This window comes from Butyricicoccus faecihominis, from assembly GCF_024462775.1.
GTDB classification, from domain to species: Bacteria; Bacillota; Clostridia; order Oscillospirales; family Butyricicoccaceae; genus Agathobaculum; species Agathobaculum faecihominis_A.
In genome coordinates this window covers 1-13,723 of sequence record NZ_JANGCE010000005.1, presented here as the reverse complement: position 1 = coordinate 13,723, position 13,723 = coordinate 1, and the positions used below count along the sequence as shown (strand labels likewise).

Sequence of the window (13,723 nt, the reverse complement as noted above, 5' to 3'; positions counted from 1 at the left end):
CATGGCAAGGAAAAGCAGATTCAGGGCGCCCGTGCAGGAAAAACCGAAACTGCGGGTGTATAGCACAGGGGCGTATGTGCGGCTTTCCGTGCTGGACGGCCATCAGTGCGACAGCGATTCCATTGAAAATCAGGAAGCCCTTGTCCGGGCATATATCGAAAGTGACCCCAGCCTTTCCCTCTTTTCCGTCTATTCAGACAATGGGGAAACAGGGGTGAATTTTGAACGTGATGATTTTGAACGTCTGCTTGATGATATACGGGCGGGCAAGGTGGATTGTGTCATCGTCAAAGACCTTTCACGTTTTGGACGGAATTATATAGAAGCCGGTGAGTATTTAGAGAAGATATTTCCCTTTATGGGAGTCCGTTTCATCGCTGTGAATGACGGTTATGACAGCATCGACCCGGCAACCTCGGACAGTCTTTCTATGCATCTGAAAAATCTGGTGAACGATGTATATGCCCGTGACATCTCACAGAAAATCTGCCCCGTGCTGCAAGAGAAGCAGGAACGGGGGGAGTTTATCGGAAACTGGGCGGCATATGGCTACTTAAAATCTGCGGAGGATAAGCACCGCCTTGTGGTGGACGTAGAAACCGCCCCGGTTGTCCGTAACATCTTTCAGTGGCGCCTAAGCGGTATGGACTATCAGGAAATCGCAAAAAGGCTGACTGAACTGGGGATTCCATCCCCCAGCCGTTACCGTTTTGAAAAAGGAATGGTGAAGTCTAAACGCTTTGCTGCTTCCATCTGGACGGGACAGACCATTAAAAACATGGTCCGAAGTGAGGTTTACTTAGGCCATGTGGTACAGGGTAAGACCCGCAAGGCACTCTGGAAAGGACAGAGACGCACCACCCAGCCGAGAGAAAAGTGGACGGTCGTAAAAAACACCCACGAAGCTATTATTGACTGGCAGACCTTTGACAAGGTACAGAGAATGGCGGAACAGGATAAGCAGACGTTTGATGACAGACAAGGGGCTTTCCCGGAAATCATTAATCCTGAAAACATCTTAAAAGGGCTTGTTTACTGTGGGGATTGTGGAAGAAAACTTACACGCCAGAGAAACATCCACGAAAACAAGGTAAAAGACCCCGGAATCCATGTGCGGTATTTTTTTTACTGCCATACCCATACGGAGGATTCCAGCCGCTGTGTCGGTGTCAGGGTGCCGGAGGATGTCCTTTTAGAAGCCGTTTCCCAAGTAATTCAGTCCCATTTTGCAACGGCGCTGGATATGGAAAGGCTGATAAAAAGTGCGGGCAGAAAGGCGCTCAATCTTTCTAAAAAACAGGAAATCCTCCGCCGTATCATGCAGGCGGAAGAACAGCTTGACCGGATTGCCCGTCTGCGGGAAACTCTCTATGACGATTATTTAGACCACCTGATGAATGAGCACGACTATCTCTACGCCAGAAACCGCTACATAGAGCAGGAAGAAGAACAAAGAGCGCTGCTGGAAGAACTGGAGGCACAGAATGCGGCTGTCGTGGAACCGGGAACCGGCGAACCGGCATGGCTCAGAGCGCTTCTGTCTATCCATGAGGCGCCGGAATTGACACGGGGCATGGCGTTGGAACTGATTGACCGGATTACTGTATATAGCAGCTCCAATATCGCCGTGCGGCTCCGATTTGAGGACGAATATGAGTGCATGAAAGAATGGCTGTTCCCTCCGATGGGGGTGGCGGCCAGTGAATAAAACCTTCGTTATTGTTTTGTATATCCGTATTTCTGTGGAGGACGAGGACAGCCGTGAAGGAATCAGGGACGAGAGTAACAGCGTTTCCAACCAGCGCGACCTGCTCCGGCGGTTTATCGGGCAGTCCCCGGAGTTTGAGGGCTGTGAGGTCATGGAACTGTGTGATGACGGATTTTCCGGCACCAGCATGGAACGGCCCAATATGCAGAAACTTTTGCAGAAAGCCAAGTCAAAGGAAATCGACTGTATCATCGTAAAGGATTTTTCAAGGTTTGGCAGGGATTATATCACGGTCAGCGACTATGTGGATCAGATATTCCCGTTTCTCGGCATCCGCTTTATTTCAGTCAACGACGGCTATGACAGCGCCAAAATGAACGGCAAGACCAGCGGTGTGGATATTGCGTTCCGCAACGTGATTTACAGCTATTACAGCAAGGATTTGTCCCTGAAAGTAAAAAGCGGCTTACAGACAAAGGCGCGCAAAGGTGAATTTTTAAGCCCCTTTGCCCCCATAGGCTACCGCAAAGACGAAAAGGACAAACACCGGCTTGTCGCTGACCGGGACAGCGCAGGGATTGTCCGGCGCATTTTTGAACTGGCTGGCGCAGGAATGACCATGATGGAAATCACCCGCCTGTTCAATGCCGAGAAAGTGCCTACCCCCAGCGCCATCAAGAACAGTCAGGGCTGCTATCATAAATGGTGGATTGGGGTAAAAGGCGCCGACCTATGGAATGAGAGCACAATCACAAGCATACTGCGGGATGAACGGTATTTAGGCAAGACCATCTACGGCAAGCGATACCGCCCACAGGTCGGGAACAGGAAAACCCTTAAAAACAGCAGGTCGGATTGGATCATTGCAGAGGAACGGCACGAACCGCTGGTCAGCGCAAAGGAGTTTCTGAAAGCGCAGGAACATTTGGCGGAATTTGTGGAACGGGACTTAGAGCAGGCAGGGATATACCTTTTTACGGATAAACTGCGGTGCGGGCATTGCGGTTATTCCCTGATCAGACGGTCACGTTCCAATCCCCAATATTTTTGCAAGACAAGATACCGGACTGCCGGTTTTGGATGTATGGAGGGCAGCGTCAGGGAAAGTGAAATCGCAGACGTTGTGCTGACTGCCATTCAAGCCTATATAAAAACCCTGATGGACGAAAAAGAACTGCTGCTAAAGGCCGGGAACACGGATACGCTTGCCAGCCTGCAAAAACAGGTCACTTCCTATCAGGGCGCCTGTGCCAAGATAGATGAGCAGAAAGCTGAACTGTACGATGCGATGGCAGAGGAAAAGATCAGCAGGGAGAAGTATCGGCAGGAACGGGATAAGCTGTCACGGGAGCAGGCAGAGATGGCACAGCGGGCTGAAGCGGCAGAAGCAGAACTCACAGAACTGCGGAGTAAGCTGGCCGCCGCCAAGCAGGGTGAACCAAAGCTCATACGCTATTTACAGGCAGATGCCCTTACACGGCAGATGGTAGTTGACTTTGTGGACTGCGTTTATGTTTACAATGACAAATCCATTCATATCGAGTGGAGCTTTTCAGAAAAAGGAGAGAAAAATGAGTCAGCATAAAAGAGTTTGGATATATTGCAGGGTAGCAAACCCTGATACCATGGCATTGGAAAAGCAGAAGCAGTTACTGGTGGATTATTCTGAACAACAGGGCTTTGAAATTATCGGTATTACCGCCGAGACAGCGCATGGATCGTCCATTAAAAGGCACGGCATGGCCGATGTGTTTTCCGCTGCTTCTAAACAGCGTATAGACATCTTGCTTGTGGTTAATCCTGACAGGATTACAAGAAAGACAAGCGAGTTTTTAGACTGTGCTAAGAAATTGAATGGATACGGCGTTGAAATACTGACACCGACTTCGGGTGTGGTAGGACTGCCGGAAGCTGATTTCTATGCAAGAATTGCAGGGATTGCAAAGAGTATGAACGGTTAAGCCAAGGGCGGCAGTCACAGGGGATGACACCTGTGGCTGCCACCCTTTTGTCTTTCAAAAATGTAGTAGGTACGGTATAATGAGGGCAGTCAGGGAATAGAACGATGTGATTTGATGGTGGTTCAAAAATATCTCATATTTTTTTACGTCCCTACTTGACACAAGCATATGACGACTTTGAAAACTGGGAGGTCATGCAGTATTACGACATCCCCAGCCGGTATGAGGTACCCGCCGCGCCCAATGCCATTTCATCCGAAAAAGCGGGCGAGGTGTATTACGCCGAGCCGGGCCGCATCGTGCTGATTTATCAGGACGCGGAGGTCGCGGGGGAGTACACCAAGATCGGTGCGTTTGCGGTTACCGATGAATTCCAGACCGCGGTCACGGAAAATCCCGTGCTGGAGGGCTGGGGCAATAAGATCGTCCACATCAGCGCGGAGGAGTAAAAGAGGATGGAGAATCAAGATATCGCTTTAGGGTTGCAGAACCCGGCCGTTATGCGCGCCGCAAGCGAGCGCGCGCTTCGGCTGACACAGGAACTGAACGGGGCCTACCACGAACCGGAAAAGGTGCGGGCGCTTTTCTTCGCGTTGATCGGCCAACCGGAGGACGATAGCTTTTGCCTGTTCCCGCCCTTCTACACCGATTACGGCAAAAATATCCGTGTCGGCAAAAACGTATTCATCAACACCGGCTGCCGCTTTCAGGATCAGGGCGGCATCGTGATCGGCGATAACGCGCTGATTGGACATAACGTGGTGCTGGCGACGCTCAACCACGAGGAAGACCCGGCGCGGCGGCATATCATGCGCCCTGCGCCGATCGTAATCGGTCAATCCGTCTGGATCGGCGCAAACGCGACCGTTGTTCCCGGCGTGACCATTGGCGACGGCGCGATCGTCGCGGCGGGCGCGGTGGTCACCAAGAACGTGCCGCCGCGTACTGTTGTAGGCGGCGTGCCCGCCCGTATCATGAAAAAAATCAAAACGGAGGAAACAATATGAGTAAGAAAGTTCTGGTCGTTTGCACCAGCCCGCGCATTGACGGTAATTCGGAAACGCTGGCAAATGAATTCCTGCGCGGCGCGAGGGACGCGGGACACGAAACGGAAAAGGTGTGCCTGTATGACAAAACGATCGGTTTTTGCCGGGGCTGTCTGGCGTGCCAAAAGACGCGGCGCTGCGTGATCCGGGACGACGCAAACGAGATCGTGGAAAAGATGCGGCAGGCGGAAGTCATCGCCTTCGCCACGCCGATCTATTTTTACGAAATGTGCGGGCAGATGAAAACGCTGCTCGACCGCTCCAATCCGCTTTTTCCGGGCGAGTACGCGTTTCGGGATATCTACTTGTTGGCCACGGCGGCGGACAGCGACAATAGCGCGACGGACGGCGCTGTGCAAGGGTTGGAGGGCTGGATTTCCTGCTTTGAAAGCGCGAAACTCGCCGGTGTGGCGCGCGGCTGCGGCGCGGACGGCATGGGACAAATCAAGAATTTTCCCGCCGCGCTCGAATCTGCGTACCGGATGGGAAAAACCGTTTAAGAGAGGGGCGCTGCCGCATGAAAAATGGGTGCTGTTTTACAAAGGCTTTTCCCGCTCGTATCGCTATTCCCGTTTGGGCCAAGTGGACGAACCCGCCGGACTGGCGGCGGCGCTCGGCGCGGGCAAGGTGGAAGCGACCGTTCGGACCGACTGAAAGCAGGTGCATTCTTGAATTATGATTTTGACACGTTGATCGACCGGCGCGGCACGCATTCTCTCAAGTGGAGCGCGGCGGAAAATGAACTGCCCATGTGGGTTGCGGACATGGACTTTGCCGCCGCGCCCGAGATCACAGCCGCAATCAAGGCCCGCGCCGCAAGCGGTCTGTTCGGCTACTCGACCGTGCCGGAGGAGTGGTATGAGGCGATCTGCGGCTGGTGGCGCGAGCGGCACGGCTTCGCTATGGAGAAGGACTGGCTGGTGTTCGCCTCGGGCGTGGTCCCCATTCTATCCAGCGTCATCCGCAAGCTGACCACGCCCGGCGAAAACGTACTGGTGATGACGCCGGTGTATGGTTGCTTTTTCAGCTCGATCCGGAACAACGGCAGGCGCGTGCTTGAAAGCCCGCTTGCTTACGACGGCGCGGCCTACCGCATCGATTGGGAGGATTTAGAGCGCAAGCTTGCCGACCCGCAGACCGCGCTGCTGCTGCTATGCAATCCGCACAACCCGACGGGCAACCTGTGGAGCCGCGAAACGCTCGCCCGCATCGGCGAGCTGTGCTGGACGCATCACGTACTGGTGCTGTCCGACGAGATCCACTGCGATTTGACCGATCCGGGCCGCGCCTATGTGCCTTTTGCATCCGTATCCGCGCATTGCATGCAAAACAGCGTTACCTGTCTCGCGCCGACCAAGGCGTTCAATTTGGCCGGGTTGCAAACCGCGGCGGCCATGGCGCCCGATCCCACGTTGCGGCACAAGGTATGGCGGGCGCTGAATACCGACGAAATAGCCGAGCCCAACGCCTTTGCCATTGACGCGGCGATCGCCGCCTTTACACAGGGCGGCGCGTGGCTGGACGCGCTGCGGGAACACATTTCCGCCGGCAAAGCGCTGGTACGGGAATTTCTAGCGGCGGAGCTTACGCAGCTATCGCTCGTGCCTTCGCAAGCAACCTATTTGTTGTGGCTGGATTGCGGCAAAGCAGGCTGGTCGTCGCAGGAGCTTGCCCGGCATATCCGGAACGAGACCGGGCTTTGGCTATCCCCCGGCGCGGAATTCGGCGGCAACGGCGACCGCTTTTTGCGCATGAACATCGCCTGTCCGCGAAAGCGCCTGACGGACGGACTCGCACGCCTGCAAAAAGGCGTGCGCTCCTATGAAGCGTTTGCCACGGCGCGCTGCTAAACGATCGCTGCTGCATTTTTACCGCACATATGCAACAACGTCTAGGGGGCATCCAATGCCCCCTAGATACTCGACCAGTTCCGGAGAAACCGGTCTCGATACCCCCGGATTACGCGCCCGGTGGCGCGGGTCGAGGTGTTTTTTCGAGGTACACGCCCCCGAAAAAACGGATTTTACGTCGCTTCGCTCCATTTTCCTTTCTATGCGCGCTGCGGCGTGAGACCTTTGTCTACAGTCTGAACGCCCCGGCCGCTCCCTAAAGGAGCGCCCGGGGCGTTGTTTGGTAATCCGTGTATCATATCCTTTGTGTAGACTTTCATGTATTTTGCCTCTTTGGGACGCTCTAGTACAGCAAATATGGGTTTGTCGCTTCCAAAACAAACGAAGCGATCAGACGGGTCACTACGGCATAGCTCGTATCATTGAGAATATCATGATGTCCACCCTTGACGGTCAACGCGCGGCCGCGCGGGATGTTCTTTGCCCATGCCCTTGCCGTTTCGGGCAGGGCCAGCACATCGTTTTCCCCATTGATCAGCAAAACAGGAAACGGCCAGCAAGGGGCCTTGCTTTGCATTTGTTCGACCGCCTTGCACATAGCGGCGTCCAGCCGGTCATAATCCAGCGGTTCCATACGCGGCAGCAAGGGATCAGAGGCAAGTTCGTCCAGATAGGTCGGCTCCAGCGACATGATCGCCTTGTCCAGTTCATCGATGTTTTGCAGCGGCGCCAGCGGCGTTGAGGTGAGCACCAGCCCCGCGATCGCAGGCGCGTCCTCCATGCTCATCAGCAAGCCGGCGGTAACGCCGCCCAGCGAGTTGCCGATCAGCACGGTTTTTAACGCGTCAGTCTCCTCTTGCGCCAAACGAATCAGCCGGCGTGCGTTATCGGCCAGCGCGCTTACTTCATACACCGCTTCGACCGAGCCCGGCGTATGTCCATGGGCGATATGGTCGATCGCCCAGACCCGATATCCTTCCGCGTTGAGCCCGGCGGCAAACCGATGGTATAAGCCGCTATGCTCGCCCGCTCCATGCAAGAAAACAACGTTTGCCTTGGGGCATTCCGTGTTCCATACCCGGTAGAACACCGCTGGCTCGTTTGACAGGTACGGCATCGTTTATTTCTCCTTTTCGTTATAGGTTTCCGGATCTCTGTCCATCAGCCATTTCAGGGGAATATTCTCGCTGGGATAGCCCGCGACCAAGATCGCATTGCCCTGCAGGCCATAGTCGCCGGTCTGCACCATCGCTTTGCATTTGTTGCGCAGGTCATAAAGTTCCGGAATGTACCGCACCAGCCATACGTTTTCCTTGCCCACCAGATCGACCAACGCCTGATAATAGGCGGGGTTCACCCGCGGCATTTCGTCCGCCACAATGATCGATTCGATATCGCCTGCCGCCGCCATGCCCGTGACGACGTCTAAAAAGCTGGGCACCCCCGTCACCACGCCCAAATCCAGATACTCCACGCTGGGATCGAGCGGCACCAACGCCTTGTCGGAAGAACCGCTGCCGGCATCCGCGACAAAAATCATTTCGCCGTGTCTCGCGCTGGCCAAAATGGCGGCCAGCCGTTCGTTCAAAATCCTCTTTTTCATGTCTTTTATCCTTTCCCAAGCGATCAGGCCGCTTGCTTTTTACGCGTTTGCTCGTAACAGGCAAACCCGATAATCAATACGATAATCAGCCCTTGCACCAGCTGCTGGATATATGCGTCCGCGCCTATAATATTCATCACGTTTTGCAGCACACTCATCATTAAAATACCCGCCAGCGTGTGCCATGCGCCGCCCGTGCCGCCCGATAGATACGTGCCGCCGATGACGATGCCGCAGTGGACGTTAAACGGGATCATGGTACCGAAATTACCGTTGCCCGCGTTCATGCGCGCCGACAGGAAGAACCCCGCCAGAGCCGCCAAGCAGCCGCATATCACATAGCAAAGGAGCTTTTGCCGCACCACGCGGATACCCGCATACTTCGCCACCTCATAGTTGCCGCCCACCGCGTAGCAATCGCGGCCGAATTGGGTGCGGGAAAGCACCCAATAAGCGATCACTACCAGCGTGAGCGCGATCACAAACGCATAGGGCACAAATTGAAACAGCTTGCCGGTCCCCCATTGTACAAACGCGGGGTCTTCCCCCACCACGGTTTGACCGTCCGTTATGATCAGGTTGACGCCCAGATAGATCATTTGTATGCCCAGCGTCACAATAAACGCATCGAGCTTTAAAACGGATACAAGCAGGCCGGTCAAACAGCCGAGCACGCAGCCCATCGCCATGACGATCAGCAAAATGACCGGCAGCGGAAGTTCCGGCTGCAGGTATATGGCCACGATCCCCGACAAACACATGAGGCCGCCAATAGACAGATCGGATTCTCCCGTGATGATGACAAACATAACCCCAACCGCCACGATTAGAGTCGTCGCGGTCTGCACCAATATCTGAGATAGGTTGTAGGCGCTGAGAAAAGAAGCATTCATAAAGGGAGCGACTATAAAAAACAAAATGATGATATCCACCGCGATATTCTTTTTGAAAAACCGAAGTACGCCGTCGCGGCGCCAGATCTCTTTTTTCATCCTCGCGCCTCCAAAACATCCTTTTTGCTGTCCAGCAGGATCACCGCCACCAGAATAAGGCCCTTCATGGCATATTGCGCATACGCGCTGAATCCCAAAAGCTGAAGCGAGTTGGCCAGCAGCACAAACATAATCGCGCCCAAAAATGTATTAAACGCGCCGCCCCGGCCGCCCTTGAACGCCGTACCGCCCAGCACCGCCGCGGTGATGGCGTTGATTTCATAGTTATAGCCCGAATTGGTGCTTGCCTGCGACACCTGCGCAACATTGACGATCGATCCCGCCGCGGCCAGTAACCCGCCGATTATAAAGATGAGCAGCACCGTGCGTCTGGTATTGATACCGGCCAGCCGCGCGCCTTCGTAATTACAGCCTAAATAGTAGATCGACTTTCCCGATACGGTCTTTTTGAGAAACAGATGCATCAGCAGCACGATCGCCAAAAAGATCAAAAAGGAGATGGGGACGCGCAGCAGGCGTTCTTCTCCGATCGCCTTGAACACAGGGTGCGGCGTCAGGTTGATGACCCGGTCGTTGATAAACGCCGTTAGCGACTTGAATACCATACCCATGCCATAGGAGATGAACAACATGTTGTTCATGGTTCTGGCGCCGAACAGCACCATGATCGCACCGTTGAGCGCGCCGGCGGCCAGTCCCATTCCAAGCGCGGCAAGGATCGCGATCCATGGATTGCCCGTCCATTCGGCCGCCTTGCAAAATGTGACCGAGGTGAGCGCGAACATGCCCGGCAGCGACAAATCGATATAGCCGCCGATCATGATCGTCGTCATGCCGAGCGCGGCGATCCCGATCGCGGCGGACTGTAGGCCGACGTTTAGAACATTATCCATGCGCAAAAAGACGGGATTTGCGATCGCGCTGTAAGCGCATAGAACAAAAATGGCGATCAAGATCATGTAATTTGCCGTAAACCTATAAAGCATTCCTTTTGTGGCTTGTCTCATTCCACGCCCCCCTATGTCAATATGCTCTGCATGATGCGTTCCGCCGAGTCCACCGCCGGGTCAAACTCCCCTACAACGCGGCCGGCCGAAATGGTAAGGCAACGGTTGCTCAGGTTCAACACCTCGGGCAGTTCGGAAGAGATTAGTATAATAGCGTTTCCCTTGCTTGCGATCTCTTTCATCAGCAGGTAGATCTCATATTTGGCGCCGACGTCGATCCCGCGGGTCGGTTCGTCCAAAATCAGGACGCGCGGCTCCATTTCCAGCCACCTTCCAATGATGCATTTTTGCTGATTGCCGCCCGAAAGGCTCATGACCTTCGTGGACAGCTTCGGCGTTTTAATGCCCAAGCTCTCCACATAGCCCTGTGCGATCTCCTCCTCCCTGCGTTTGCTGACAAAGCCGCGTTTCGCCAGCTTGTTCATCGTGGCGACCACGATATTATCCGCTACGGAAAACCGCATGAACAGGCCTTGCTGTTTCCGATCCTCGGTAACAAACCCGATTCCCGCTTTTTTTGCATCCACCGGATTGCGGATCGTCACCGCCTCGCCATGAATGCGGATCTCGCCGCTTTGTTTCGCGTCCGCGCCAAACAGCGCCCGCACGATCTCGGTCCGGCCCGCGCCCACCAGACCGACCAAGCCCAGAATTTCCCCCGCCTTTACCTGAAAGGAAACATCGTGCAGCTTGTTCGTATGCAGGTGATGCACCGCAAGCAGCACATCGCCCGCGGTTTGCGGCCTCGGGGGGAATTCACTTTCGATAGAACGCCCCACCATCATAGAGACCATTTCTTCGCGCGTGATATCCTCAATATCGCGCGTGCCAATCACGCTGCCGTCCCGGATCACCGTGACCTGATCGCACAGCGCGAAGATTTCCTCCAGTTTATGGCTAATATAAATGATCGTGATCCCATCGGCCCGCAGCTCGTTGATCAGCCGAATCAGGTTTTCCATCTCGTCGTTTGTCAGCGTTGTGCTTGGCTCGTCCATAATGATCAGCTTGCTGTTCAGCGAAATCGCCTTTGCAATCTCTACCATCTGCTTTTGCGAGATGCTGAGATCGCCCACCATGGCGCGTGTGTCAATGTCGCAGCCGATACGATCCAAGGCGCTTCTCGCCTTACGGTGCAGCGCTTGCATACCGCCCGCTTCCCGAAACCTGCCCAGAAAAATGTTTTCGCCGACAGACATGGAATCGACCAAATTAAACTCTTGATAAATAATACTCAGCCCTAATTGCATCGACTGTATCGGGGAGCTAATCTCCATTTGTTTCCCATCAAACCAGATGCTTGAGCCTTCCGTCCGATCCGCCCGGTACACGCCCGACAGGATCTTCATCAACGTAGATTTTCCCGCGCCGTTTTCACCCACGATGCCGTGTACGACGCCCTTCCGGATGGCTATCGAGACATGATCCAGCGCTTTGACGCCCGGGAACGACTTTGAAACGCCGTTAATCTCCAAGATATTCTCTGAATGCACGGTCCGCCTCCTAACATGATAGAATTCAAGCCGCCAAAGACTACGCATCCCGGCGGCCCGATCCGCATTTTGTTACCTGAAACCGATGCGGTCACCAAGGGCTGTACTCATCCACATTCTCCTTGGTGATTTTAATATAGGGAATGGTGATGTAGGGTTCCACTTCGTTGCCCGCCAGATAATCCAGTGTCGTCGTGACCGCCTTTTCGCAAATCTCCTTCTGATTTTGCGCCGCCGTACAATACATGGTGCCGTCCCTTACCAGATCAAAGCCGTTTTTGTTGCCGTCGATACTCGCCAAAAAGGTGCCTTCCAAACGCCCCGCGGCTTCCAGCGCCTTGGCCACGGATACCATGCCGTCATCCCACTGACAGAACACGCCGTCGATTTGCGGATATTGCACCAAATAGTTTTGCATAATCTGCAGCGCCTTGCTGGCATCCCAGTCCGTGCTCTGCACATCCAGTATCTCGATATCGTGCTCCTCGCACATTTTCTGCCATACCTCGTTGCGCTGCTCGGTTTCGCTGGTACCCGCAACCCCGATAATGGAAACGACTTTGCTGCCGGGCTCCAGATGCTCGACAAACGCCTCGCCAATGATCTCGGAAGCCGCCAAACCGCTGCCCGCGCCGATCATGGAAACAAAGGATTTACCCGCGTTTTCCTCGCCCATGTCCACACTGCCCAGATTGAAAACCGGAACGCCCGCATTCATCGCTTCCGTGCAGGCGGGGATCACCGATTTGTTATCGATCGGAATGATCGTGATCGCGTCGCACCCCTGTGCGATCGCGTCGCCCACAAGCGTGCTTTGTTTGCCCGCGTCGCCCTGCGCGTCAAACACAACGACCTCGATCGGGTACTTTTCCTGCAATTCCATATAAAAATTGATGCTGCTTTTCGGATACTCCCACAGGGTCGCGCCGTTGGCCACAAAACCGATCTTATAGGTCTTTTCCGTACTGGAATCCGCAGAGTCCGATGCGTTCCCTTGAGAACCTTGCTGATCGCCGCATGCCGCCAAAGATAGCGTAAGTAAGCTGAGAAGGGCTGCCGTAAACTTTTTTAACATGTTATTCTCCTATTCCGCAGTGTTGTGACGGTTTGCCTAGGTCGTTTCGTTGTTTCCCTTGCCCATCCTTCGTGCCGCCCTGCCCACGCTCAGCGCTGCTGGTTCGAGGTCACCTTATCGAGCACGACCGCGCCGAGGATGATGAGACCCTTAAAGATCATCTGCACGTTGGTTTGCACGTTCATCAGCGACAGCATGTTGTTCAGTACGCCGATGAGCAGCACGCCGATCACGGTTTTGGTCAGCTTGCCCGAGCCGCCCGTCATGCTGGTGCCGCCGATGACGACCGCCGCGATCGCGTCCAACTCCCAGTTGGTGCCGATGGTCGGCGCGCCCGCGCCAAGGCGCGCCGCGGTCAGTACGCCGCCGAGCGCCGCGAGCATCGCGTCCACCACGTAAACGCTCACCAATACCTTGACCGTTTTCACGCCGGCCATGCGCGCCACGTCGATATTGCCGCCCACCGCGTAAATGCCCTTGCCGAACACCGTATGGTTCAATACAAAGTTAAAGATCAAAATCAGCGCGATACAGATCAGCGCCAGATACGGGATGCCCTTGCTGTTCATCACCAGATACGCGCTGTACGCCAAAATGACGAGGAACAGAATATTGATCCAGCGGAAGCTTTTTGCCTTGGCCCCCTGCACCATGTTGTACACACAGTATACGGCCGCCGCCGCGAGCAGGACGAGCGCCGGCGCGGTCGGCAAGCTCAGGCTGCCCACGTCGAGCGTGAACGGATCGGTCACGCCGACCGCGGCGCTGTCCGTCAGCACCAGCGCGATGCCCTTGCACACATTGACGCCCGCCAGCGTGACGATAAAGGGCGGGATATCCACCTTGGCCACGAAGAAGCCGTAGCACAGGCCCAGCAGCAGACCCAGTCCCAGCATCGCCAGCACCGCGACGCCGAACGGAACGCCCTTTTGCAGCAGCATGCCGTACAGCACGCTGACCAGCGCGCAGATGCCGCCGACCGAAAGGTCGATGCCGCCCGATATGATCACGTAGGTCATGCCGATGG

General features: G+C 55.0%; 15 protein-coding genes. 8 read left to right on the top strand and 7 right to left on the bottom strand.

Annotation, left to right across the window (positions count from 1 at the left end; genetic code table 11):
• Window position 1 precedes the first annotated feature (1 nt).
• The 8 genes from NE562_RS04400 (at window position 2) to NE562_RS04365 (ending at window position 6,565) form a co-directional block, all read left to right on the top strand.
• Window positions 2-1,708: a recombinase family protein gene (locus NE562_RS04400; protein WP_280961193.1), complete on the top strand. Its 1,707-nt coding sequence runs from the start codon at window positions 2-4 to the stop codon at window positions 1,706-1,708.
• Window positions 1,701-3,293: a recombinase family protein gene (locus NE562_RS04395; RefSeq protein ID WP_280961192.1), complete on the top strand. Its 1,593-nt coding sequence runs from the start codon at window positions 1,701-1,703 to the stop codon at window positions 3,291-3,293. Before NE562_RS04400 ends, NE562_RS04395 begins: the two co-directional genes overlap by 8 nt.
• Complete coding sequence (locus tag NE562_RS04390) at window positions 3,280-3,669, top strand: recombinase family protein (RefSeq protein ID WP_280961191.1); 390 nt, start codon at window positions 3,280-3,282, stop codon at window positions 3,667-3,669. The genes NE562_RS04395 and NE562_RS04390 overlap by 14 nt, the downstream gene beginning before the upstream one ends.
• 155 nt (window positions 3,670-3,824) lie before the next feature.
• Window positions 3,825-4,118, top strand: coding sequence for a cyclophilin-like fold protein (locus tag NE562_RS04385; RefSeq protein ID WP_280961190.1), 294 nt, complete (start codon window positions 3,825-3,827; stop codon window positions 4,116-4,118).
• Between the two features lie 6 nt (window positions 4,119-4,124).
• Window positions 4,125-4,676 (top strand): sugar O-acetyltransferase, encoded by a 552-nt coding sequence (locus tag NE562_RS04380; RefSeq protein ID WP_280961189.1) that lies wholly within the window; start codon window positions 4,125-4,127, stop codon window positions 4,674-4,676.
• Window positions 4,673-5,215, top strand: a complete 543-nt coding sequence (locus NE562_RS04375) for a flavodoxin family protein (RefSeq protein ID WP_280961188.1) — start codon at window positions 4,673-4,675, stop codon at window positions 5,213-5,215. The genes NE562_RS04380 and NE562_RS04375 overlap by 4 nt, the downstream gene beginning before the upstream one ends.
• A gap of 28 nt (window positions 5,216-5,243) precedes the next feature.
• On the top strand, window positions 5,244-5,369 hold the full coding sequence (locus NE562_RS04370) for a hypothetical protein (RefSeq protein ID WP_280961187.1): 126 nt from the start codon (window positions 5,244-5,246) through the stop codon (window positions 5,367-5,369).
• A gap of 14 nt (window positions 5,370-5,383) precedes the next feature.
• A complete protein-coding gene (locus NE562_RS04365; RefSeq protein ID WP_280961186.1) occupies window positions 5,384-6,565 on the top strand; it encodes a MalY/PatB family protein in 1,182 nt (393 codons plus the stop codon).
• A gap of 343 nt (window positions 6,566-6,908) precedes the next feature.
• Here NE562_RS04365 and NE562_RS04360 read toward each other — a convergent pair whose 3' ends face one another.
• The 7 genes from NE562_RS04360 to NE562_RS04330 form a co-directional block, all read right to left on the bottom strand.
• Window positions 6,909-7,682, bottom strand: coding sequence for an alpha/beta hydrolase (locus NE562_RS04360; RefSeq protein WP_280961185.1), 774 nt, complete (start codon window positions 7,680-7,682; stop codon window positions 6,909-6,911).
• 3 nt (window positions 7,683-7,685) lie between these two features.
• The gene (locus NE562_RS04355; protein ID WP_280961184.1) at window positions 7,686-8,168 is read right to left on the bottom strand and encodes an RbsD/FucU family protein; all 483 of its coding nucleotides are present in this window, start codon (window positions 8,166-8,168) and stop codon (window positions 7,686-7,688) included.
• Between the two features lie 23 nt (window positions 8,169-8,191).
• Window positions 8,192-9,160 (bottom strand): ABC transporter permease, encoded by a 969-nt coding sequence (locus NE562_RS04350; protein ID WP_280961183.1) that lies wholly within the window; start codon window positions 9,158-9,160, stop codon window positions 8,192-8,194.
• Window positions 9,157-10,107, bottom strand: coding sequence for an ABC transporter permease (locus NE562_RS04345; RefSeq protein WP_280961182.1), 951 nt, complete (start codon window positions 10,105-10,107; stop codon window positions 9,157-9,159). Before NE562_RS04345 ends, NE562_RS04350 begins: the two co-directional genes overlap by 4 nt.
• Window positions 10,108-10,139: 32 nt before the next feature.
• Window positions 10,140-11,621: a sugar ABC transporter ATP-binding protein gene (locus NE562_RS04340; protein ID WP_280961181.1), complete on the bottom strand. Its 1,482-nt coding sequence runs from the start codon at window positions 11,619-11,621 to the stop codon at window positions 10,140-10,142.
• A 91-nt stretch (window positions 11,622-11,712) separates the two neighbouring features.
• Complete coding sequence (locus tag NE562_RS04335) at window positions 11,713-12,696, bottom strand: sugar ABC transporter substrate-binding protein (RefSeq protein ID WP_280961180.1); 984 nt, start codon at window positions 12,694-12,696, stop codon at window positions 11,713-11,715.
• 89 nt (window positions 12,697-12,785) lie between these two features.
• Window positions 12,786-13,723: ABC transporter permease subunit (locus NE562_RS04330; RefSeq protein WP_280961179.1), on the bottom strand; the 938-nt coding region annotated here is incomplete at its 5' end.